Annotated in this window: 23 protein-coding genes; 2 read left to right on the forward strand and 21 right to left on the reverse strand. The window is 44.2% G+C overall.

From position 1 onward, the window contains the following. The first annotated feature begins 147 nt into the window (after nucleotides 1-147). Nucleotides 148-762 carry a glycerol-3-phosphate 1-O-acyltransferase PlsY gene (plsY, locus tag C5Z25_RS00835; RefSeq protein ID WP_105450814.1) on the forward strand — a complete coding sequence of 205 codons (615 nt, stop codon included), beginning with the start codon at nucleotides 148-150 and terminating at the stop codon, nucleotides 760-762. Between the two features lie 181 nt (nucleotides 763-943). Here plsY and C5Z25_RS00840 read toward each other — a convergent pair whose 3' ends face one another. From C5Z25_RS00840 to trmFO, 5 genes are all read right to left on the reverse strand, one after another. Next, nucleotides 944-1,822, reverse strand: a complete 879-nt coding sequence (locus tag C5Z25_RS00840; RefSeq protein ID WP_105450816.1) for an aldose 1-epimerase family protein — start codon at nucleotides 1,820-1,822, stop codon at nucleotides 944-946. Nucleotides 1,823-1,845: 23 nt separating this feature from the next. Beyond that, the gene (hslU, locus tag C5Z25_RS00845; protein ID WP_105450818.1) at nucleotides 1,846-3,273 is read right to left on the reverse strand and encodes an ATP-dependent protease ATPase subunit HslU; all 1,428 of its coding nucleotides are present in this window, start codon (nucleotides 3,271-3,273) and stop codon (nucleotides 1,846-1,848) included. Between the two features lie 14 nt (nucleotides 3,274-3,287). After that, nucleotides 3,288-3,830, reverse strand: coding sequence for an HslVU peptidase proteolytic subunit (gene hslV, locus C5Z25_RS00850; protein ID WP_105450819.1), 543 nt, complete (start codon nucleotides 3,828-3,830; stop codon nucleotides 3,288-3,290). A gap of 16 nt (nucleotides 3,831-3,846) precedes the next feature. Next, nucleotides 3,847-4,758, reverse strand: coding sequence for a tyrosine recombinase XerC (gene xerC / locus C5Z25_RS00855; RefSeq protein WP_105450821.1), 912 nt, complete (start codon nucleotides 4,756-4,758; stop codon nucleotides 3,847-3,849). Nucleotides 4,759-4,827: 69 nt separating this feature from the next. Continuing rightward, on the reverse strand, nucleotides 4,828-6,150 hold the full coding sequence (trmFO, locus tag C5Z25_RS00860) for an FADH(2)-oxidizing methylenetetrahydrofolate--tRNA-(uracil(54)-C(5))-methyltransferase TrmFO (RefSeq protein WP_105450823.1): 1,323 nt from the start codon (nucleotides 6,148-6,150) through the stop codon (nucleotides 4,828-4,830). Nucleotides 6,151-6,377: 227 nt separating this feature from the next. Between trmFO and C5Z25_RS00865 the strand changes: the two genes are divergently transcribed. After that, entirely contained in the window at nucleotides 6,378-7,916 is a 1,539-nt protein-coding gene (locus C5Z25_RS00865) for a gluconokinase (RefSeq protein WP_105450825.1), read from the forward strand. A 105-nt stretch (nucleotides 7,917-8,021) separates the two neighbouring features. Here the strand turns inward: C5Z25_RS00865 and topA are convergent, their stop codons facing one another. From topA to C5Z25_RS00945, 16 genes are all read right to left on the reverse strand, one after another. Then, entirely contained in the window at nucleotides 8,022-10,181 is a 2,160-nt protein-coding gene (gene topA / locus C5Z25_RS00870) for a type I DNA topoisomerase (RefSeq protein ID WP_105450826.1), read from the reverse strand. 88 nt (nucleotides 10,182-10,269) lie between these two features. After that, nucleotides 10,270-11,142, reverse strand: coding sequence for a DNA-processing protein DprA (gene dprA / locus C5Z25_RS00875; protein WP_105450829.1), 873 nt, complete (start codon nucleotides 11,140-11,142; stop codon nucleotides 10,270-10,272). A gap of 36 nt (nucleotides 11,143-11,178) precedes the next feature. After that, on the reverse strand, nucleotides 11,179-11,946 hold the full coding sequence (rnhB, locus tag C5Z25_RS00880) for a ribonuclease HII (RefSeq protein ID WP_234002761.1): 768 nt from the start codon (nucleotides 11,944-11,946) through the stop codon (nucleotides 11,179-11,181). Continuing rightward, nucleotides 11,939-12,793, reverse strand: coding sequence for a ribosome biogenesis GTPase YlqF (gene ylqF / locus C5Z25_RS00885; RefSeq protein ID WP_105450833.1), 855 nt, complete (start codon nucleotides 12,791-12,793; stop codon nucleotides 11,939-11,941). Before ylqF ends, rnhB begins: the two co-directional genes overlap by 8 nt. A 153-nt stretch (nucleotides 12,794-12,946) precedes the next feature. Continuing rightward, complete coding sequence (locus C5Z25_RS00890) at nucleotides 12,947-14,446, reverse strand: S41 family peptidase (protein ID WP_105450835.1); 1,500 nt, start codon at nucleotides 14,444-14,446, stop codon at nucleotides 12,947-12,949. A gap of 30 nt (nucleotides 14,447-14,476) precedes the next feature. Continuing rightward, nucleotides 14,477-14,698 carry a YozE family protein gene (locus tag C5Z25_RS00895; protein WP_105448462.1) on the reverse strand — a complete coding sequence of 74 codons (222 nt, stop codon included), beginning with the start codon at nucleotides 14,696-14,698 and terminating at the stop codon, nucleotides 14,477-14,479. 12 nt (nucleotides 14,699-14,710) lie between these two features. Continuing rightward, a complete protein-coding gene (locus C5Z25_RS00900; protein ID WP_105450836.1) occupies nucleotides 14,711-15,352 on the reverse strand; it encodes a YpmS family protein in 642 nt (213 codons plus the stop codon). Between the two features lie 13 nt (nucleotides 15,353-15,365). After that, a complete protein-coding gene (locus tag C5Z25_RS00905) occupies nucleotides 15,366-16,310 on the reverse strand; it encodes an SGNH/GDSL hydrolase family protein (RefSeq protein WP_105450839.1) in 945 nt (314 codons plus the stop codon). A 66-nt stretch (nucleotides 16,311-16,376) separates the two neighbouring features. Next, a complete protein-coding gene (locus tag C5Z25_RS00910) occupies nucleotides 16,377-17,228 on the reverse strand; it encodes a DegV family protein (RefSeq protein WP_105450841.1) in 852 nt (283 codons plus the stop codon). Between the two features lie 94 nt (nucleotides 17,229-17,322). Next, a complete protein-coding gene (locus C5Z25_RS00915; RefSeq protein ID WP_105450843.1) occupies nucleotides 17,323-17,823 on the reverse strand; it encodes a dihydrofolate reductase in 501 nt (166 codons plus the stop codon). A gap of 11 nt (nucleotides 17,824-17,834) precedes the next feature. Then, nucleotides 17,835-18,785 carry a thymidylate synthase gene (locus tag C5Z25_RS00920; protein ID WP_105452813.1) on the reverse strand — a complete coding sequence of 317 codons (951 nt, stop codon included), beginning with the start codon at nucleotides 18,783-18,785 and terminating at the stop codon, nucleotides 17,835-17,837. Nucleotides 18,786-18,798: 13 nt separating this feature from the next. Next, the gene (locus C5Z25_RS00925) at nucleotides 18,799-20,691 is read right to left on the reverse strand and encodes an ABC-F family ATP-binding cassette domain-containing protein (RefSeq protein WP_105450845.1); all 1,893 of its coding nucleotides are present in this window, start codon (nucleotides 20,689-20,691) and stop codon (nucleotides 18,799-18,801) included. A 144-nt stretch (nucleotides 20,692-20,835) separates the two neighbouring features. Then, the gene (locus C5Z25_RS00930) at nucleotides 20,836-21,288 is read right to left on the reverse strand and encodes a hypothetical protein (RefSeq protein WP_105448468.1); all 453 of its coding nucleotides are present in this window, start codon (nucleotides 21,286-21,288) and stop codon (nucleotides 20,836-20,838) included. A 60-nt stretch (nucleotides 21,289-21,348) separates the two neighbouring features. Further along, nucleotides 21,349-22,572: a CCA tRNA nucleotidyltransferase gene (locus tag C5Z25_RS00935; protein ID WP_105450848.1), complete on the reverse strand. Its 1,224-nt coding sequence runs from the start codon at nucleotides 22,570-22,572 to the stop codon at nucleotides 21,349-21,351. Next, nucleotides 22,569-23,354 (reverse strand): 4-hydroxy-tetrahydrodipicolinate reductase, encoded by a 786-nt coding sequence (dapB, locus tag C5Z25_RS00940; protein WP_105450850.1) that lies wholly within the window; start codon nucleotides 23,352-23,354, stop codon nucleotides 22,569-22,571. The genes C5Z25_RS00935 and dapB overlap by 4 nt, the downstream gene beginning before the upstream one ends. A 125-nt stretch (nucleotides 23,355-23,479) precedes the next feature. Continuing rightward, nucleotides 23,480-24,277, reverse strand: a complete 798-nt coding sequence (locus C5Z25_RS00945; RefSeq protein WP_105450853.1) for a Cof-type HAD-IIB family hydrolase — start codon at nucleotides 24,275-24,277, stop codon at nucleotides 23,480-23,482. Nucleotides 24,278-24,295: the final 18 nt, after the last annotated feature.

Genomic DNA, 24,295 nt, shown 5'->3' on the forward strand with positions numbered 1-24,295 from the left:
CAGATTTAAGCACGCGAATGTACGTTCGCTTTATTGTAATCAATCATTCTATCGTTTGTCAACTGAAATTTTTTTAATCAAAACTGACCCGCTTATCCTCAAAGCATGCTAAAATGTTGGGTGACTCTATTACAGGAGGACTCAATTGTGGAAATTATACTCATGCTGATTGTCGCCTATTTTTTAGGTGCGATTCCTTCGGGTGTCATCATTGGCAAGCTTTTCTTTCATACGGATATTCGCCAAGCCGGTAGCGGGAATATTGGTACGACTAATACTTATCGGGTACTAGGACCAACTGCTGGAACAATTGTCATGGCCATGGATATCTTAAAAGGGACCCTAGCGGCTGCACAACCAGCGCTCTTTCATTTGCCCGTTAATGCGCTTTTAATTGGTTTAGGCGCCATCGTCGGTCATACTTTTTCAGTCTTTATTGGTTTTAAAGGTGGAAAAGCTGTCGCCACTAGTGCAGGAATTTTATTAGCCTATAACTGGCATTTCTTCTTAATTGCCAGTGCCATTATGTTCACGTTAGTCTATCTAACTAGTATGGTCAGTGTTGCTAGCATGACCTCGTTAACATTAGTTAGCCTAATTGCAATTTTCTATTATCAAGATTGGATTTTATCCGTCATTGCAGTGATACTAACTATTTTCATTTTCTACCGGCATCGGGCTAATATTAAACGCATTCTAGCTGGGACCGAATCACTAGTGCACTTTGGCCTTGGTTGGCGACACTATCAACGTAAACAGTAACCTTTAAAAGGCTGAAACATCTCGTTTCAGCCTTTTTGCTGGGCTAATGGGTTAAAAATTGGTTTGTTACTGGGTTTGGTTTTGATTAAGATAGTTAAAGTAACACAATACAAAACTATTATTCTAAAAAGAACAAAAAAGTAGTCGCCATCCGTGATGACAACTACTTCCAACGAACCAATTAGAAAAACTTAATTGCATAGCTCGCATTAAATGTTTGGTTGGCTGCTAACCGATTAATACCCATTTTATGACTTAGTTGCCCATCATGATTGATGTTATCCGCAATTCCCCACCAAGGTTCAAGGCAAACAAATGGCGCCGCTTGTGGATATGGTGACCACAGCCCCACATATGGCGCCGCTTCAATTGTCATTGCAACGCCATGGTCGTCTAGGTCTGAACTTAACAATAAAGTTGTTTCTTGCTTATTCAAGGCCAAAATAACTGCATCATCTTTAAACAAGTCTCGAGTTAATGGCAACGGCTTAGTCAGGTCCATCGTCGTCGCCTGATCAACATCATTATAAGGGGCTTGTAATGGAATGTGCTGATACTTTTGTTTGGGCGCCACTGTGACTTGATAATTAGTTAAACTCCCCTCAGGCGTCGCTAATGGGGCATTAAACGCAGGATGACCACCGATTGAGAACAATAGTTCTTGATTAGCTGGATTATGCACGTCATAGCCGACCGTTAATTCATGATCCGTTAACGTGTAGTGTAACCGTAGCCGGAATGCAAAAGGATACATCGCTCGGGTCGCTTGACTATCGGTTAATTCTAGTACCGCTTGCGTTGACGTCTGTGAAACGACTCGAAACTTTTGATCCCGTGCAAACCCATGTTGTCCCATCCGATAACTTTGACCAGCAATCGTATACTGATCGTCTTTTAACCGACCGACGATTGGAAATAGCACCGGCGCATGTCGACCCCAAAATTTAGGATCAGCCTGCCACATATATTCAAGCCCGTCATCGGCCTTTACACTGCTTAACTCTGCGCCCGCTTCATTAATCTGGACGGTGAGGTATTCATTTTTCAATTCAACTGTCATTACCGCTGACTCCCTTGATTTAATTAGAGAATATACCGACTAAGATCCTTATCTTGGGCAATATTACCAATCCGTTCATTGACATAACTTTCGGTAATCGTCACTTCACCCATTTCCATGTCAGGACCTTCGTAGAGCAATTCCTCTAATAATTTCTCTAACACCGTGTGTAAACGCCGCGCGCCAATGTTCTCGGTTTCATGATTGACGTTATATGCAATTTCAGCAATTGCTTCAATCGCTTCAATCGTAAATGTCACTTTAATATTATCCGTGCCAATCAAGGCAATATATTGCTTAATTAAAGCGTTTTTAGGTTCCGTTAAGATTTTGACAAAATCATCTTTTGATAAATCATCTAATTCAACCCGAATTGGGAACCGACCTTGTAATTCCGCAATCAAGTCGCTAGGTTTGCTTTCTGCAAAAGCACCGGACGCAATAAAGAGAATGTGATCCGTATTAATCGGACCATACTTGGTCGTAATTTGGGACCCTTCAACGATTGGTAAAATATCACGCTGCACGCCTTCCCGGGAAACTTCACCCGAGTTTTGTTGACCGCCTGCAGTAATCTTATCAATTTCATCCAAGAAAATAATCCCAGTATTTTCAGCGCGAACAATCGCATCATGATAAATATCCGCATTATTCACTAACGTTTCAGATTCCTCTCGCACTAGGATTTCCCGCGCTTCAGCAACCGTCATCGTCCGCTGGATTCGCTTTTTAGGCATCATCTGACCCAAGGTATCCCCAAGATCAATGCCCATTTGCCCTAGCATGTTGCTATTGCCACTGGCCGCTTGTTGCGGGTCATCCATCTCAATGGTTACTTCGGAATTTTCAAGGACGCCTTTTTTCAGTTGTTCAGCGACTGAAAGCCGTTGGTTACGGACGTCATCCGTGACGGTTTCTTCACTACTGGTAGCCGCATCCGGGGTTTGCCCATTTTGCATTTGGCTTAACATGTTCATCATATTTTGAAAATCATTGCCATTACGCTTGTTAGTCGCTTGCTTTTGCGCTGGGGCGGGCACTAGTAATTTGACTAGCCGTTGATCAGCCGCCTGCACAGCAGAGGAACGAACGCGTGAGTAAGCCTGCTTTTTCTCCATTTCAATGGCAATTTCAACCAAATCCCGCACCATTGATTCAACATCACGCCCGACGTAGCCAACTTCAGTAAACTTTGTCGCTTCAATTTTGACAAAGGGGGCGTTCACAATTTTGGCTAAGCGGCGCGCAATTTCGGTTTTACCAACCCCGGTTGGACCGATCATTAACATATTTTTAGGCGTAATTTCAGCTTGCATATCCGCTGAAAGTTCCATCCGACGATACCGATTTCGTAAGGCAATTGCAACGGCTTTTTTAGCAGCACCTTGGCCAATAACATAATTATCTAATGCCGCCACAATTTGTTTAGGTGTCTGATTAATTTGTTCCATAATAAGGTTCCTCCTTATAAGGCTTCTGAGATCACGTTATGATTTGTAAAGATATCAATATCACCAGCAATGTTAATAGCAGCTTCCGCAATTGCTTGGGCGCTCATATCCTGACTATGCAGTTGCATCGCCCGCGCCGCAGCTAAGGCAAAATTACCGCCTGAACCAATTGCTAAGACATCATTATCCGGGGTAATCACTTCACCACTCCCAGAAACAAGCAACATGTCATCCTTATTCATGACAATCAACAAAGCTTCTAACTTCTGTAAAGCTTGATCACTCCGCCAATCTTTGGCTAGTTCGACTGCGGCACGTTGTAAATTGCCAGAAAACTCGTTTAGTTTCTTTTCAAACCGTTCTTCTAGCGTGAAGGCATCTGCAACACTGCCGGCAAATCCAACAACGACTTCATCATTATAAATACGCCGAACTTTCCGCGCGGTCCCTTTCATTACAACTTTTTCACCCATGGTTACTTGACCGTCACCGGCCATTGCATTATGTCCATTTTGACGAACAGCACAAATGGTCGTTGCTTCAAATTTTACTGTCATGATAAAACTCCCTCAACTATTCCCGCGTTGCGCGTGGAAAGAAATTTCGATAATCTTGCTGTAAATGTTCCTTAGTGACATGGGCATAGATTTGCGTAGTTGACAAACTCGTATGTCCCAGTAACTCCTGCACCGTTCGTAAATCAGCCCCATTATTTAGCATTTGGGTTGCGAACGTATGACGTAACATATGGGGATGGATATCCGCCGTCAAACTACTTTTCTTCACAATTTGATTTAAGACATATTCAATCCCACCACCCGTAATAGCACCACCATGGCGGTTAATAAACACCGTGGTATGGGTCTGATCATATTGTGCCATCACAGGCGTCCGACACTGATCAAAATACTGTTGTAAGGCTTGGGCAGCGTAACGTCCAAATGGTACGTAACGTTCTTTATCACCCTTCCCACGAATCAGCATCATTTTTAAGTCAAAGTCGATGTCAGCTAGTTGTAAATCAACACACTCGCTCAACCGAATACCAGTCCCGTATAAGACTTCTAACAAGGCCGCATCCCGCGACCCCATCAAGGACTCATCCGCATAGACGGTTTTAAACAACACGTCTAATTCCTTTTGGTAAAAGAAGCGTGGCAACCGTGCGGCATGTTTTTTTAATTGCACATAAATAAACGGATTCAACTTTGCCAAATCATTTTTAACGAGAAAATTATAAAAAGATCTTAAACTAGAAACTTTACGGGCAATTGAATTCCGCGTTAAATGGCGGTCATACAACGCACTTAAGTAAACGTTCACATCTAGATGGTCGACTGCCGTATAGGACTTAGCGCCCCCGTTAGCCGTTAAGAAGGTGTCAAACGCTTGAATGTCTTCGCGGTAAGCCGCCGCTGTTTCTGGCGAATACTGCCGTTCAACTCGTACATATTTTAAAAACAAATCCAAGTACTGTTGTTCCATACAAAAAAACCTCCATACGTTGCTACTTTAGCAAAGTATGGCGGAAAAAACAATTAAGATTCTCGGGGCTTAGTCAACTTTTAAAGCGGTGGCTTGAAAGTCAGTTAGTTCAGATAAGGCCCGTTCTGATAATGCCGTGTTACGTTCGCGCTTATCGTGGATCCGCTGCTTTAACTTCGGTACAATGCCAAAGTTCGCATTCATAGGTTGAAAATGAGCGGCACTAGTATGGGTAATATAGTGCGCCATGGCGCCCATCATGGTATGCTTTGGAAAGACGACCGGGGTTAACCCTAACGCCAACCGAGCCGCATTAGTCCCAGCGACAATCCCGCTAGCCGCGCTCTCGATATAGCCCTCAACCCCCGTCATTTGACCTGCAAAAAACAAGTCCGAGCGTTGTTTAGTCTGGTAGGTTGGTTGTAATAATTTAGGTGATTTCATAAAGGTGTTACGATGCATGACGCCATAACGAACAAATTCAACGTGCTCTAACCCTGGAATTAACCGGAAAACACGTTTTTGTTCGCCCCACTTTAAATGGGTTTGGAAACCGACAATATTAAAGAGTTCGCCTGAAGCATCATCTTGGCGCAGTTGCACGACCGCAAAAGGTTGTTTTCCCGTCTTAGGGTCCGCTAATCCAACTGGCTTCAATGGGCCAAATAGCATCGTCTGCCGTCCACGTTGCGCCATCACTTCAATTGGCATACAACCTTCAAAGACTTCAGAGTTCTCGAAGTCATGGGCTTCAGCCATTTCAGCATGAATCAATGCCTCATAGAATCGGTCGAACTCTGCTTCCGTCATCGGGCAATTGAGATAAGCCGCTTCACCACGATCATATCGAGACTTTAAATAGACCTTGTCAAGATCGATAGATTCTTTCGTTAAGATGGGGGCAGCGGCATCGAAGAAGTGTAAGTCATCTTCTTCATTAAAGTTTTGAATGGACTGGGCTAAAGCAGCCGCAGTTAATGGACCGGTAGCAACCACTGTGATGCCAGCTGGCAAGCTAGTGACCTCTTCGTTGATTACTTCAACATTAGGTAATTTTGTCAGCTTATCAGTAATCGCTTGTGAGAAAGTATCACGATCAACAGCTAAAGCGCCGCCAGCAGGAACTGCATGGGCGGTCGCGGACTGCATCACAACTGAATCTAATTGCTGCATTTCGGCCTTTAACAGCCCCGCCGCATTACTTAATTGATTCGCTCGCAGTGAATTCGTACAAACGAGTTCTGCAAACTGAGCGGTATGATGCGCTGGCGTCATCTTAGTCGGTCGCATTTCATAAATGCGCACATTGACGCCTAATTTTGCAATTTGCCAAGCGGCTTCGGAGCCAGCTAGCCCCGCACCGATGACGTTAACGGTTGGTATTGATGCCATCCAATTTTCCTCTTTTCTTGGAAACGTACCCTTGATAGTACTAGCGTCATCATACCGGAGTTCCATTGATTATACAAACTTTAATACGTTTATCATTGCTTACAGCAGGGGTAAAATGAAAATCGGCTTAAACTTAGCATTAAATACGCAGGCGTAATATATGACCGTACTTCGAAATGAATTTGACGGTCACACCGTTGACAAACAATCCTGAGGAGGACAAATAGATGCACTATATTATTGGCACTGACTTAGGGACCACGAGCACCAAATCGGTCCTATATGACTTAGCGGGGCACGTCCAAGCAACTGCTAATGTCACTTATCCGTTATACCATGATGTTCCTGACATGGCTGAAGAAGACCCGACTGAAATCTGGCAGGCCGTCCAGACCACAATTCGCCAAGTGACGGCTCAAATTGATGCCACCCAAGTACTAGGCATCGCCTTTTCAGCCGCCATGCATAGCCTGATTTTATTAGATGCCCAGCGCCAGCCGCTGACGCGGGTCATCACGTGGTCAGATAACCGAGCCGCCCCTGCCGCAACCTTACTCAAGTCGCAACCCTTAGGGGCAACGCTATTTGCGGCAACTGGGACGCCAATTCATCCGATGAGTCCCCTTAATAAGCTGCACTGGTTAGCCACAAGTGCGCCTGAAAAATTAGCGCAAGCTAAACAAATTGTTGGGATTAAAGAATACATTATCAACCAGCTGACTGGCACTCTCCAAATGGATTACTCAATGGCCAATGCCACTGGCTTATTTAACTTGCATACCTTTGACTGGGAACCGCAAGCCTTGGCGTGGGCCAAAATTAGCCCTGACCAACTCCCACCGTTAGTCGATACGGATGCGGTGATCGACCACCTGTCTCCTGCGAGTGCCCAAGCTTTAGGGTTACCAACAACCACCAAGGTGATTATGGGCGCTAGTGATGGGGCCTTGTCCAACTTAGGCGTAGGTGCCGATCAACCCGGTGTAGCCGCAATCACCATCGGGACCTCCGGGGCGGTCCGTGTCATGACCAAAACGCCTTACTTAGATCCTGCTGGTCGGTTATTTTGTTATTACGTTGCACCCCACCGTTGGATTGTCGGTGGACCGGTCAATAACGGTGGACAAGTCTTACGCTGGGTTCGCGATGAACTAGCTGCCCCAGAAAGTGCCCAGGCTAGCCAACAAGGCCAAGACCCTTATGACCGCATCACTGCCGCAGCGGCTAAAGTTCCTGCGGGCGCTAACGGATTATTATTTCAACCCTATTTAAGTGGTGAACGCGCCCCCTTATGGAATGCGGATGCCCGTGGCTCGATAGTTGGCTTGACCACCACTACTACGAAAGCTGAAATCACCCGCGCCGTTCTTGAAGGCATTGTTTTTAATCTAAATGCGGTTTTAAACTTAACCAAGGCGGCGGTACCAATCCATGAAATTCGGGCCACCGGTGGTTTTGCCCGCTCACAGCTTTGGCGCCAAATTTTAGCCGATGTCTTAGGTCAACCAATCACCATTCCAACCAGTTTCGAAAGTTCCTGTCTCGCAGCAGCGGTCATGGGACTAACAGCACTGGGACAATTAACCGACTTAACCGCCATTCATCAGATGATCGGTCAAACGACCGTCTATGCGCCACAACCAGCCAATCAACGCCGATACCAACAGCTCCAGCCATTATTTGATCAAATTACCACCCAACTGGTGCCTTTATATCATCAACTAGCAGTTGCTCAACACCAATTGATGTCAGGCGGTCATAGCTAATGTCTTTTCTAATTTTTAATGTAGCTTTAAATTTATTATGCCACTAAAAAAATCAATCTTAACGACTAAGAGCAATTGTCCTTAGCCGTTAAGATTGATTTTTAATTATTTTTGCTTATCTTCAGTATAGTCGCCATTTGGACAAAGGACTTGTTTCCCGCCCTTGACCTTCTTTTCAACTAAGAAATGACCATCCTTTGGACAATCACGACCAATCGGTTTATCCCAAGAAACAAAGTCACATTCAGGGAAACGAGAACAACCATAGAAGATACGATTCTTCTTGGATTTCCGTTCAATGACTTGGCCTTGTTTACATTGGGGACAAATCACGCCAATTTCTTTAACAATCGGCTTCGTATTGCGGCAATCTGGGAAACGGGAGCAAGCATGGAACTTCCCGTAACGGCCCATTTTAACCACCATTGGCGCCCCACAGATATCACAGTTGAACCCAGCCAATTCATCTTTAATCTGAATCTTTTCCATCCCAGCTTCCGCATCCGCCACTTCTTTCGAAAATGGTTGATAGAAACTATCGACGACTTTGACCCAGTTCTCTTGGCCTTCTTCAGTGGCATCTAATTGCTCTTCCAACTTAGCCGTAAAACCAACGTTCACGACATCCGGGAAATACTCCTGAATAATATCATTGACGATGGTCCCTAACTCGGTCGGGACAAACCGCCGGGCTTCAATCTTAACGTAATACCGTCGTTGAATCGTATCCAAGGTTGGGGCATACGTTGATGGTCGGCCAACACCATTTTCTTCCAATGCCTTAATTAAGTTGGCTTCTGAATAACGCGCTGGCGGCTGAGTGAAATGTTGTTGTGGATCTGTCTTATTTAACTTGAGCACATCGCCTTCACTTAAAGCAGGTAAGACGTTGTTTTTTTCGGTCTTATCATAGATTTTCGTGAAACCGGCAAATTTGGTCTGCGACCCATTCGCCCGAAATTGAACGTCGTTTTGATCAATCGTCACTGCCATGGTATCTAAGACTTCCGGTGTCATCTGACTCGCCACAAACCGTGACCAGACTAATTGATACAATCGGAATTGATCTTTCGACAGATAATCTTTGATGCTAGCTGGTGTCCGAAAGACGGATGAAGGCCGAATCGCTTCATGGGCATCTTGTGCCCCTTCAGGCAACTTGCCTTTGACGGGCTTAGTGGCCGCATATTCCGCCCCATATTCTTTATGCAAGAATTGAGACGCTTCATGCTTTGCAATTGATGAAATTCGCGTTGAATCGGTCCGCATATAGGTGATTAACCCCACGTTACCATCTTTACCAACATTGATCCCTTCATACAATTGTTGCGCAGCCATCATCGTTTTACGCGTTCGGAAATTTAGCTTACGGTTCGCATCTTGTTGCATCGTTGACGTGGTAAATGGCGGTGCCGGGAACCGTTTACGTTCCTTTTTTACGACTTTAACCACGTTGAACTCGCCGTCTCGGTCCAATTGACCCAAGACTTTTTGAACGGCAGCGTTGTCAGCCAAAGCTTGTTTCTTTTGCTTAGTACCATAGAAACTCGCCATAAACTTGGAACGACCTTTTTGAAATTCGCTTTCAATTGTCCAATATTCCTGCGGCTTGAAGGCTTTAATTTCATTTTCCCGTTGAATAATCAAATCCAACGCAATTGATTGTACCCGTCCTGCCGATAACCCCTTTTTGACTTTTTTCCAAAGTAATGGGCTAATTGAATAACCCACTAATCGGTCTAAAATCCGCCGCGCTTGTTGCGCATCTACCAGGTCCATATCAATCGAACGTGGTTCTTTAAAGGCATTTTTTACTTTGTCTTTCGTAATTTCATTAAAAACCACGCGATTTTGGGCTTTAGGATCTAGTCCAAGTAAGTAAGATAAATGCCAAGCAATGGCTTCACCTTCACGGTCCGGGTCAGATGCCAGATAAACAGCTTTGGCTTTTTTAGCCTCTTTCCGTAGCCCTTTAATGACATCACCTTTACCGCGAATCGAAATATAATGCGGTTCATAGTCATTCTCAACATCAACGCCCATTTTACTTTTCGGTAAATCTCTAATATGCCCTAAACTGGCAACGACCTTATAAGAACGGCCTAAATACTTTTCAATGGTTTTGGCTTTGGAAGGCGATTCTACAATTACTAATTTCTTTCCAGTTTGCCGAGTGCGCCGCTTCGTGGCAGTTTTCTTGGCCGGTTTTCGCGTTCCGGTCTTTTTTGGTGCCGCTTGCTTAGCTTTGGTTGTACTAGCAGCCACTTGATCAGCTCCTTAAACTTTTAATTATCATTATCATGAGACTTATACTTACAAATCCATGTAATCATATTTCAAAAGTTAGCACTTGTCAAATTATCGGTAAAAACTCTTCTATTATATGCCCCGAATTTAAGACTGGTTTCGCACCGGCTAAGATCAATTCATTACAACCGACCGACATGGGGGCATCAATTGGCCCAGGAACTGCCAATACATTTCGATTCGCTTGTAACGCTAGATTAGCCGTAATTAAACTCCCAGAATGCGCCCGTGCTTCAATCACAACTAACGACTGACAAAGTCCTGCAATAATGCGATTACGGGCTGGAAAATGATGGCGCGCCGGTGGGCTGCCTAGCGGATATTCACTAATTAGTAAACCGACCTGACCAACTTGTCGTTGTATGGCGGCATTTTGACGTGGATAACTGATATCTAACCCGGTACCAATAACCGCAATTGTCTTCAAGCCAACCCGTAAAGCCGTTTGATGTGCTAAACCATCCGTACCAGCAGCTAACCCACTGATCACCGTTAAAGGTAACGCTGCCCCAACTAATGGCGGCAACAATCGGTTGAGAACCCGTTGCGCATATGGACTCGCTTGCCGGGCTCCGACCACCGCTAACTGGGTCGTTGCTAATAGTTGGCGCTGCCCCTGTAAAAACAAGACTAACGGGGGCTGATAGCTCGCTAATAGCGACGCGGGATAATCAGCATCCAGGATTGTTAAAATTGTCACCGTTTCATGTTGCCGTAGGACGTGTTGAAACCGGTCACTAGCCCAATCTATTTTGAATTTTTGCGCTGCAGCTGTTGAAAGCTGAGCGATAGTCGCAATGGCTGACACCGTTGTTAAGACGGTTGCTGTCTGTCGACAGTGTTGTAAGACTCGCACAATTCCCTGATAACCAATGCCTTGTGCCAAATGCAGTCGAATCAGTAAACTTCGTAATTGCATGTTCGTCACTCCTTTTGAGTAACAACTCCGCAATAACTAGCCTTCTGCGTTTCGAACGGGAGCAAAAGAATGTCGATGAATTGGGGTAATCCCATATTGGCGCAAGCCGGCTAAATGTTTCGCCGTGCCATAACCCATATTGTCAGCGAAATCATAGCCCGGATAAACTTGATCATACATGGTCATTAAGTGGTCACGGGCAACTTTAGCAACAATACTAGCTGCTGAGATGCTAGCACTTTTGGCATCACCTTTAATGAGTCGGGTTTGGGCAATCGGTACCGGGATTTGCATAGCGTCAACCAATAATTGCGTCGGACGAACAGTTAAATTTTCAACGGCTTGGCGCATCGCCACCCGCGTTGCTTCGTAAATATTTAAACGATCAATTTGTTGTGCATCCGCGACACCTAAACTGACGGCCACGGCCGCCTCTAAAATCTTAGGCATAAGTTCTGCCCGTTTTTTAGCCGTCAGTTGCTTAGAATCATTAACTTCAACTAAATTAAAATTAGGCGGTAAAATAACCGCCGCCGTTACGACCGGTCCTGCTAATGGTCCACGACCGACCTCATCAATTCCAGCCACATAGGGATCGCCTTGTTCCCAAAACTGCTTTTCAAACTTTAAGTGTTGTTCCAGTCGAGCCACTAATTGCGCCTGCTTTTCCGTCTGCCGCAAATACCGCTGATAGGCCTGCTGAACGCCTTTACGGGAATCAGCTTGGGCCGCTTGCAGGGTCGCAGTCGTCGGGTGATCGGCTAGTAAGGCTTTAAACGTCGCAATGGTCAGCTGCTCAGTCACGCTGATCATCTCCCGTTAAGTCTAACGTGAACCGCCCCAGACGACTCTTACGAATATCCAATAAAAAGGCCACACAGAAACGTTCCCAGTCATCTCGCATCCCGGCATTTTTGGTCATCACAATCAATAACTCCGGATTAGCTAATTCAATTTGGGATGCCGTTACGTGGTACCGTTCCATTAGACGTTGTGGGTAATAAGTTTTGAAAAAATCCAATGCAAATAACGCCACGTCATCATTGGGATAAATGTTTTCTTTGATTGCGCCGGTAACGGCTAACTTAGTCCCCACCACTTGATCTTCAAATTTAGGCCATAAAATCCCCGGGGTATCGAGTAATTCCAACTTATTCGATGCCTTTAACCATTGCTGGCCTTTAGTCACCCCCGGACGATCGCCTACTTTAGCAATCTTTTTATTCACGATATGGTTTAACAACGTCGATTTTCCAACGTTAGGAATGCCCACACAAACCGCACGAATTGGCCGGTTAGTAATTCCGCGCGCCGCAATGTTGGCTAATTTGTCGGCTAGCATCGTGGTTGCCGCTTGGGTAATTTGCTTGCCCGTCAACCGGTTACGAGAATCAATCGCAATCGCCGTTTGACCTTGCGCCTCATAATGGGCGACCCAATCAGCGGTTTTTTGCGGATCGGCCAAATCTTTTTTTGTCATAATTAATAAATGGGGCTTGCTTTGAATTACTTTCTCAATATCAGGATTCCGCGATGCCTCTGGAATTCGCGCATCTACTAACTCGAACACGATATCCACTAAATGCAAATTATCTTGAATTTGATGGATGGCTTTTGCCATATGTCCGGGATACCATTGAATATTTGCCATAATAAGCGCTTCCTCTCATGCCGTTTAACACGGTGGTCTGCTTTAGTCACTATGCTCCATCATACCGATATTCCGCTAAAAACGCCAGCTTAAACGCATTACAACGCACAAAAAAGCACTCAGCAGAAACACTGAGTGCTCACTTGATCATGTTTAGTCTGACATTAACTTAAGTGCAGCATTGTATGCCCGATCATTGTCACTAATTTTAGTTGCTAATTCGGTTTCCAACTTACTTAAAGTCGTCTTATCAACGGTCCCAGTCGGCTTCAACTTAGCGTGCTTTTGATATTGTTTAACCGCATTGGTTGTGGTGGCACCAAAGTAGCCGTTCGCTGAATCCTTAAAGTAGCCTAAGGCCTTTAGATAAGCTTGCAACGTCTTCACGTTATCGTTCACCTGGTCAGTCTTTAAGTCGGCTAATTTGCTAATAACAGTCAAACTAGCATAACTTGGCTCACTCGCCTTAACATCCGGTGTTAACCCGGTCTTGTTAATCCAAGTCCCATTAGGTGTCAGCCACTTGGCCACGGTAATCTTCATCTCAGTCTTATCACTAAAGGTGCTGACCGTTTGAACGGTCCCTTTCCCATATGACTGTGAGCCCACTAACTTCACGCCAGCAGATTGCTGCAATGCCGCTGAGAAAATCTCGGCCGCCGAAGCACTCCCGCCATCAATCAATACCGTGGTTGGCTTAGTCTCTTTATAACCACCGTCATATTTCTTGCCGGCCACATACTTTTCAGCCTGCGTACCGCGCGTTTGAACTTGCATGATCGTCTTGCCGTTCTTGACAAACATCGATGCCATCTTCAAAGCGGCGGTCATTAAGCCACCAGGATTCCCACGCATATCAATTACGAGTTTCTTAGCACCTTTTTTATCGAGTGCTTTTAAAGCCGTCTTAAATTCTTTGGCCGTATTCGTTGAAAAGGTTGAAACGGTCACATAACCAATCTTTTTGTCCCCACCAACAAGCTTATAATTCACAGTTGTCACCGGAATTTTAGCCCGCTTCAAGGTCACCGTAAAGGTCTTACCACTACGGTCAATGACCAACTTAACGGTGGTGCCAACCTTACCACGCATTAAGTTCACTGCTTGCGTTAAAGTTTTACCCGCAATTGACTTGCCATTCACGGACTTGATAACATCCTTAGGTTTTAAACCGGCCTTTTTCGCTGGCGTGCCCGCAATTGGAGAAATAATCTGGACATAGTTCCCAGATTTCTGAACTTGAGCACCAATCCCTGAAAATGAACTGTCGATAGTATCATTCAAGCTTTCAGTCTCGCTCTTATCCATATATTCAGAGAATTTATCACCAAGGGAACTGACCATCCCATTAATCGCCCCATTCGCCAATTTATTGGCATTAACCGGTTGATAATAGTTATCACTGATGGTTGCATAGACTGATTGAATCTTCTTCATGGCCTGACTCGTCTGTTGCATACTAGCAATTTGTTGGTTAACTGCTCGGCCTAAGACCCAGTACGTCCCACCAATCCCAATGCCTAAAGCCACCACAATTGAAATCACATACGTCCATAGACCCACGCGCCGTTTCGGTCGTTGTTGGTGTGACTTCAGGTGTGAATTGACCTTTTTTTTGGAGGTCGTCTTTGTTTGCTTTGGTTCTTTTGGCATGCCAAAAATCCTCTTTCCTTGCTAAATCAGTTAGGCTTCACTGGCTAAATAAGCTTGCCAAGCATCATCGAAAATAGTCATCGATGGTAAATAGCCTGCATTTAACTCTAAATACTGTGAAACTTCATGAAAATCCTTACCCTGTTTTGGAAACGATTGATCAAAAAACGCATTATTTGCGAATTCAGCAATTGATTCGGTACTATCAGGGTTTCGCTGCGTCATTAAATATTGATAAAATGTTCTATGCATGAGATCGCCTCACTAATCATTACTTTGTGGAATATGCATCTTGAAATTAAAGGTATTGGCCTTTAAATCTAACTTATCAACGCTATACCGCACATCATTTTTGCCGACTAGCTTATTCAAATACAAGTTAATCGTCTTATGCTTGGCACTTAATTGAACCCAACTTGGAATTTTATAATTATTATTAATGTAATTAATCACAAAGCTAATTGGAATTGACATTGTACCGACCGATAATCGCGTCGCCTTTAGCGAGATATTACCATTATCAATGACACTCGGTTGCATGGTAATTACAAATGAAATATTTTGTCCGAGGACCTGCGTTGTCCCTAATAAATAGGCTGCATCCGCGCGGACCACAAACTTATATTTCAAATCCTGGCCTTTTTGCACATCTGCCAAATAATAAGCTGCCAATGCATTCAATTGTTGCCGATTCATCTTGATTGGGACACTAGCCGCACTCGTACTCGTCTTAGTATTGACCGTCGCCGTTTCACTGGGTGACCGTAATACTTGCGTCCCCGCATACAGCCCTAATCCTAGAATCAAAGCAATCAAGATAATGGCAATCCATTTCCAAAGATTAATGGGACCCCGAGGATCCTTGGGACTCGGAGTCTTTTTTTGTGTTCGTTGTTCTTCACGCATCCGTGCGTCCCCCTTACTTTTTAATTAACCAGGCTGGATGAGCAACCATGGTTTGATATAACTTATTGGTAAACACTTGATACCCCCGCTGATTAGGGTGGAAATTATCACTTTTAGAAATCAAACGATTGGCTTTAGACTTGGCATTTAAAGCCGTTCCCAGCGCCGTTGAATTCGTAATTTTAGTTAAATCCGTATTTGTGGAAGCCTTCTTCAGCCGACTAATTTGGGCAGCAGTAGTGTACTGACCGTGCGACATGGTAGTATTAATATCCATGAAATAAGTCTTTTGATAGTGACTGATCGTCGTTTGGGTCTGATCATTCCACTGGCTGACATATTGCGTAATCGCCGTGACATTCGGAAAGTTCACGTAAATTGGATTGTAAATACTAAAGACAAAAATTGAGGCCTGTTGATTCAACCCTTGCAACTTATTGAATAGTTTTGTTAGTTTGTTGGCATAAGTCGTTTGGGCCGTCGCCACCGTGGTATTATTTTTTGCCGTATTATTGGATGTAATCGAACCTTCCAAAGTTTGTAACAAATCATTGCCCCCAACTGTGACAGTAATCACATCGGCAGCCGCAATTTTTTGCTGCAACGACTTAGATTTATTGATTCGTGCTAAAATTTGATCACTACGATCACCCGACTTACCTGCATTGGTCGTCGTTACGGTCAAATTTTGCCGTTTCGTCAACGTCTTTTTTATTTGGCCAACGTAACCGCCCTCGGCTTCGTCACCCACACCTTCAGTTAATGAATCACCCACTGCGACTAACTTAATTTTAGTTTTATGCGCCACTTTTTTCTTAACTGATGACGCCGTCGTAGCAGTTTTGGACGTTGTAGTGGTCGTCGTGCGATGAAGGCCTCGGTTTAAACCCCAAAAAACGCCTCCGGCTAAAATGACAACAACCAACGCCACTTTAACAACTTCCCATATTTTCCGCATGCCGTTTTAGCACCCTTTCTTTAATCATTTTAAGCAAAAAGGACGCCACAATTGCGTCCCATCTGCTTAAACTAAGGTCTGCGTGTGGTATTCCACTGCAAACGCACCTGGACCACCATGGGTCGCAATAATCGGTACGGTTGGTTGCACACTAACCTTCAAGCTTGGAATAGCCGCTTGCAGGCGTTCCCGATAAGTCTCCACCCGTTCTGTGGCGCCAACATGTGAAATGGCGACTTCGACAACATTCGGGGTCTGAATAATATCTTCGATAACCTTATCAAAAAATTTATTAATCGCTTTAACGCCGCGACCTTTCATCTTAACGTCTAACGAACCATCATCAACTTCTAACGCAATTTTGACATTCAGTAATGTACTGATAGCGCCTGTCAAACGACTAATACGCCCGCCAGCAACTAAATTATTGAGCGTCATCACGCCCATGAATAATTTAGTGTGTGCTTGAGTGGCATGAACTTGAGCAACCACAGCAGCCTTATCCGCGCCAGTCTGCGCTAACTTAGCCGCATTTAAAACTTGAAATGCCATTGCCCGATCAGTGGTACGTGCATCAATCACGGTCACATCGGTTTTGGTAATTGAAGCCGCCTGTTCCGCCGTGTGCACGGTCCCCGAAATAGCTTCCAACATGTTGATACAAACCACACTAGCACCATCTGCACCGAGACGATCAAAAGTTTCGATGAACGTTCCTAAAGCTGGTTGACTCGTTTTAGGCAGTGATTTAGCGCTCGCCATTTTTTGAATGAACTCGTCACGCGTAATAGTTTCATCTTCAACATAAATTGTGCCATCGATCATGACGGACAACGGAATCACGGTAATATCGTATTTTTGAATCTCGGCATCTGTTAAATTTGCCGAAGAATCGGTCACAATCTTGATTTTCGTCATACTTTGCCACGCTTTCTTATACTTGTAATGGTTACAATACCGTTACAATAAATTAATGCTTTTAGTATAGCAGAAATAGCGCCGTGTTTCACGGTTACTTATCGAATCTCCGCCGGTTAAACTCATCAAAACTAAAGGTGTAAGGTGTCTCAGCAGTTGCAACCCCCGGGGTTTGCGCGGTTAACTGCCACTGCGTATAATCGATTGCCGGCATCCATGTATCACCAGTAAAATCCTGGTTGATCATCGTTCGGTACAAACGATCAGCTCGTGGTAAAACCGCTTCAAAAACGGTGCTACCACCAATCACGAACACTAATTCATCCGGATGTTGCGCATTCAACGCCCATAAGTCATCAAGCTGTTTGAATTGCTGAACGCCCGCTGGTAAGGTGAGCGGTTGATGCGATAACACAATATTTTGCCGACGTGGTAGCGGTCGTTTAAAACCCGCAAAAGTTTTACGTCCCATGACAATCGGATGATTCAAAGTCAACGCCTTAAAGCGTTTGAGATCAGCTGGCAAATGCCAGGGTAATTGCCCATCCTTGCCAATTACGCCATTGGCCGCTTGGGCCCAAATTAAAGCTAGCATCGTGGTCCCTCCTAAATTGCAACTGGCGCTTTAATCGCCGGTGCGGGGTCATAACCAACTAACTGAATATCTTGCATTTGATAATCAAAAATACTTTCAGGATGACCACTCAATTGTAACTGTGGCGCTGGTTTTGGCGTTCGGGTTAACTGTAGCTTGATTTGATCTAAATGATTAGTATACAGATGCGCATCCCCCAATGTATGCACGAATTCGCCGACCTGTAAACCAGTCGCCTGGGCGACCAAGTGCGTTAGTAACGCATAACTTGCAATGTTAAAGGGAACCCCTAAAAAGACATCGCCGGAACGCTGATAAAGTTGACAACTTAACTTGCCATCCGCCACGTAAAATTGAAATAACGTGTGACACGGTGGTAAGGCCATGCTAGGCACATCTTCTGGATTCCAAGCCGATACAATGAGCCGCCGTGAGTCCGGATGGGTTTTAATCATCTCAATAACATTGGCAATCTGATCAATTGTCGAGCCCGTCCGGGTCTGCCAATGACGCCACTGAGCACCATAGACGTCGCCTAAATTCCCATACTGCGCTGCAAACTGATTATCCGCTAAAATTTGCTGGTCAAAAGCGTGCATTTGTGCTTGATAAATTGACTTGAAATCTGGATCTGTTAATCGCCGATGTTCAAAATTAGTCATATCCGGACCCGTGTAGGCTGGACTCGTCACCCAATTTTTAAACGCCCATTCGTCCCAAATGTGGTTATGATGTTGCAGCAAATATTGAATATTCGTATCACCGTGTAAAAACCACAAGAGTTCACTTTTAATCAAGCCAAAGGGAACTTTTTTGGTCGTTAATAACGGAAATCCTGCGGCTAAATCAAAGCGCATTTGATAACCAAACAGACTATAGGTTCCAGTCCCAGTCCGATCATCTTTATAAGTCCCATGTGCTAAAATATCGCGTGCTAAGTTTAAATAACTATCCTCTAACATTGCCGCCATCCTTTCATGCCTCAGCATATTGGCTTAAATAATCCCACCGATCCATCTGTTCATCAATTGTTTGCTCCGTCATCGTTAATTCTTTTTGTAACTCTGCTAATTGCCCGTAATCACTTGCATGGTCCGCCATGGCTTGTTCAATTTCAGTTTTATGACTATCCAGCGTTTCAATCTTACCCTCAATTTTTTCATACTCTAATTGTTCAGCATACGTTAACTTTACTTTAGTTTTGGGTTTAGTTGTGGCCGTCGAGGCAACCGGCGTCGTTTTGACTGCCGAATTAGCTGGCTTCGAAACTGTTTTTTGATCTTTTAAGTAACTTGAGAAACGTCCGGCATAGCGGTCAATCTTGCCATTACCATCAAAAATCAACAATTCAGTGCCGACTTTATCCAAGAAATAACGATCATGTGAGACGGTAATGACCGTTCCTGCAAACGAGGCAAGATAATTTTCAAGCACCGTCAATGTCCCAATATCCAAGTCATTAGTTGGTTCATCGAGTAATAACACATTCGGTTGCTGCATCAATAATTTCAATAGATACAACCGACGCTTTTCACCACCTGAAAGCTTTCGAATCAGTGTCCCGTGCATGGCTCGTGGAAAAAGAAACTCTTCTAATAGTTCGGTCACTGAAACCCGTTCACCTTGCTTATTAAGCACGTTTTCTCCAACATCTTGCAAGTAATTGATCATCCGTTTATCACCTGGAATGGGTTCCGTCTGCTGGGTATAATAACCTAGCTTGACAGTTTCCCCAATCGTCACGGTTCCCGAATCTAACGGTAAGCGTCCCGCAATCACATTGAGTAAGCTGGATTTTCCTGCACCATTCAAGCCGGTGATACCAATGCGGTCATTAGCTTGAATCAAGATCGAGAAATCTTTTAAAATCGTCTGCTGATCAAATTTCAAGTTGGCCGCTTTAACTTCAATAACCTTTTTCCCTAACCGTTGTTGTCCTAACGAAATATCGACATCATCATCCACTTGTAAGGTGTTCAGATTATCCTTTAAATCATTAAACCGGTTAATCCGGCCTTGTTGCTTGGTACTTCGGGCCGGTGCCCCTGCACGCATCCAAGCTAATTCTTGTTTGTAAAGCTGCTGTTGCTTATGTTCTGCAGTCACATCACGGGCCACCCGTTCGGCTTTAGCTTGCACATAATCTTGATAGTTCCCGGTATACTTATAAAGTGACCCAAAAGACAATTCAAACATCTGATTAGCCACTTGGTCCAAGAAGTACCGATCATGTGTCACTACCATTAAAGCCCCTTTATAGGCGGATAAATAGGCTTCTAACCATTCAATCGAATCAAAATCCAAATGGTTGGTTGGTTCATCAAGCAATAATAAATCAGGCGACTGAATTAACACCTGTGCGAGACCCACCCGTTTACGTTGCCCACCGGACATGGTCTTCACTACCTGTGTTAGATCCGTAATGTGCAATTGTGTTAAGATGGTTTTTACATCGTTTTCGGTTGTCCAAGCATCGGCTTGATTCATCTTTGTTTCGGCATCTAAATAGGCCTGCTGCGCAGTAGAATCTTCTGGCGTTTGCCCATAAGCAGCTAAGGTCGCTTCGTAATGTCGAATCGTTTTAAAAATCTGTTGACTCCCAGCAAGCACGGCATCTAAGGCCGTCAAGTTTTCATCTAACTCTGGTTGCTGCTTTAAATAACCAATTTCATAATTTTTGGGCTGGACTAATTGACCAGCTTCTGGTGCAGTGATTCCAGCTAAGACATCTAATAAACTCGTCTTACCAGAACCATTGACGCCAATCACGCCAATCCGATCATGTTCATTAATGATAAATGAAATATCATCAAATAACGTTTTCTCACCATAAGTTCGGGTCAGATTTTCTGCTCTCAATGTTTGCATTCTTACAAACCACCCTTTTTTACATCATTAAACTCTATCTTAGCTAGAAATCTGCCAAAACACAACTAACAAACATGGTCATTCGCTGTTTATCGACAAAAAAACTTCTAGCCCTCAAGACTAGAAGTTTCAGCTAACTTTTAATTATTTTTGATCACCATAAACATCTAAAACAGTGTTTTCAGCGTCAACAACTAAATGTAACGACCCATTTGCAGATAATGAACTGGTTTGATAAACATTATCCAACCCGTCAACATCTTTCGCTTTGAATGGCAAGTAAACTTGTTCACTGCCGCGTTCGTCACCAAACAAGATATCCACTTTCTCAATATCTTGGAAATGTGTCACCCGTTCAAACATCCCACTGGTTACCGAAGCTAAGTGCGTGGTGTCGGGATCAACTGCATCGGCATCCGGTTCAAATTCAGCCTTGAATGACTTGCAAGGATGAATAATTGTCATTTTGCCACCTTTAATCCGACCATAACTCGTGGTTACTCGGCTAATCCAAAGATCAGAAATGTCCTTGTGGTTAACAACCCAAGTATCCCCGTTCCGAAAATAAAACTTTAACGCTTCTAATGCTCTATCCATTTTCGATCACCTCATTGAAGAATTAGTTCCACTTCAATCCTAACAGATTAACAGAAAATATCAATCACTTTTTGTATCCGCTACCATCCTTGCAAAATCAAGCAATTTCTTACTCTCATTTGGCACTTGTCCTTGGACAACGGCCAGTAAGGTTTGTGCCAAAATCTGACCCATTTGCGGACCTGGCGTTACAAGGTGATTTTTTAATAAATCACCACCATTAATTGCCAAGTCACGTTTATGTTGAATCGGTAACGCCGCATAGTCAGCCAACAGCGTCGCCAGGGGTTGACCAAAGCCTAATAAGTTAGCCACCGTATTAGCGGTCGTTAAAGCTGCTGTACCCGCATTGAACAACTCAGGCGCTGTTAGCTGACCGTTCGCCTTAAGCGCCGTTAGAACTACCCAGGCGGCCGTGACATGCTCAATTAAGTCGTTGCTCGTCTTCCAAGCTTTCAAACTCTGACGAAGCGCGGCTTGGTTTGGTAATGGTAACAACCAGACCAATAGCGTCCAAGTGCTCTCAATCGTTGGTAATTGCCAGTCAGGTAACGCCACCAATTGAGCTAAGACCGCTCGTTGATCTGAAAACTGTGGCAAATAACGATAGAGACCCGTCGTTAACAACGCCGTTAGCCCACGCTTAGGTTCAGTTCCCATTAGTAACTTTTCCCATTCAACGCGGGTACGCTCAATCGCAATCTTGGTGAGTAACTCAGCATTGTCTTGAATCGCTTGGCTGGTCACCGGCTCAATTTCAAAGCCCAATTGACTAGCAAAACGAACCGCGCGCATCATCCGTAAAGCATCTTCATGAAACCGTTCTTCAGCAACACCCACGGCCCGCAAAACCCCATTTTCCAAGTCCGTCAGCCCCGCAAACAAATCGATAACTTCGCCATTGGCGCGCATCGCAAGCGCATTAATGGTGAAATCTCGACGCTTTAGGTCTTCTTTAAGCGAGCGCACAAAGGTCACTTGATCTGGTCGGCGAAAATCCTGATAACCAGATTCCGTCCGAAAAGTGGTCGTTTCATAGCCTTGCCCGTGATCTAAAATCATGACCGTGCCATGCTCGATTCCCGTATCCACGGTACGTTTAAATAATTTTTTTACCTCAGCTGGAAAAGCACTAGTCGCAATATCAACATCATGGATGGGTTGACCTAAAATAGTATCCCGCACACTACCCCCAACAAAATAAGCGTCAAAACCAGCAGCTTCAATGGTTTCAATAATCGGCTTGGCCTGTTGAAATTCAATCGGTAGTTGATTCAAAATCATAGTAAGTGCTCCAAGCCAACGAAGAGTTCCTGATACTGGTTGACCTTTTCAACCGCAACTTTAACCCCCGTCATAAATGAAATTCGATCAAAAGAGTCTTGCCGAATCGTTAGACCTTCACCTGGACCGCCAAACATGACTTCTTCATGCGCAACTAATCCTGGCAACCGAACAGCGTGAATACGCATGCCTTCATAATCGGCGCCACGAGCTCCCGGTAAGGTTTCTGTGGCATCCGGATTTCCTTGTTCCTTAGGTTGACGGACTTCAGCAATCTTCTTAGCCGTGCTGATAGCAGTCCCACTAGGCGAGTCAATTTTATCATCATGATGCATTTCGATAATTTCAACATCTGGAAAATATTTGGCTGCTTGCTGGGCAAATTGCATGAGTAAAACCGCACTAATCCCAAAATTAGGGGCAATCAAACCACCGACTTGTTGCACTTTAGCTAATTTTTGTAATGCTGCTACTTGTTCATCCGTCATGCCAGTCGTGCCAATTACGGGAGAAATCCCATGTTTAAGAGCAAATTGGGCATTTTCATAGACTGCAGTTGGGACGGTAAAATCAATCCAGACAGTCGCATCCGTAGTTAATTGCTTTAAATCATGAAAAGCTGGGACATCCTGATCACTGAACTGATTATTTTCATTTAAGTTTTGATCAGTTCCACGCGCATCATACACGCCCACCAATTCAAAATCAGGGTTATCAATAACCATTTGTGCAGCTGTACTACCCATGCGGCCTTGATAGCCCGCGACAATTACTTTTATCAAAATAAATCCTCCTCAAATTTAACGTCTGTTACTAGCTTAGTTATCTTATAGTTTACCAGACTATCGCACATTGGTTAATTTTTAATAAAAAAAAGGAGCTTGGGCGGTTACCCAAACTCGCAATTTTAAATTAACGTGGCGATTGTGCGTAAAACTCCGTCATGATTATTATCATGGGTCGTCGTATATGCTGCCATTTGCCGCACTGGTAAAATTCCATTTTTCATAGCGAAGCTATAATCCGCTTCGCGTAGCATTTCAAGATCATTGCCATTATCGCCAAAAGCCGCCGTCTGAGCGGCGGTTAGCTGCCAGTGCGCTTGTAAATATGCCAAGCCTTGCGCTTTATTCACATCAGGCGCAATGACATCTAACCCGTTACCACCACTAACAGTCGCCCGTAATCGACCTTTAAAACGGGTATTAATTAACGCAGCATGGGCATTAGCATCGGCACCCGGCCAACTGAAGGTGGCCTTATAAATATGATCATCAACTGCCATTAAATCATTAACAATTTTAATATTACTTAAATAATACTGCATGATAGCACTATTATCTTGCGGCCGAATATAACCACCCCGCTTACCAGATAACGACACTTTTGCGGTGGCTAACACCGGATCAGTCATCACCATGGTCAAAAGCTCATGCAACACGGGCCGCGTTAATAAGCTTTCATGTAAGACTTGGCCGTCATTGGTCACCACGAGGCCGCCATTTTCTGCCACATAAGTTAACTCACCATGAATCCCAGCAAATACGTCAATACAATGTTGCAATTGATTCCCACTAGCAACCACAAAATGTTGTCCATTAGCATTCATCTGATCCAATTGCGACTGAAAACGGTCGTGATCAAACTGATGATCATCTCGTAAAAACGTGCCATCTAAATCGGTGGCAATTAACGCTACTTTCAAATTTTGGCCTCCTAAGCT

The organism is Lactobacillus sp. CBA3605 (assembly GCF_002970915.1).
Lineage (GTDB): Bacteria > Bacillota > Bacilli > Lactobacillales > Lactobacillaceae > Lactiplantibacillus.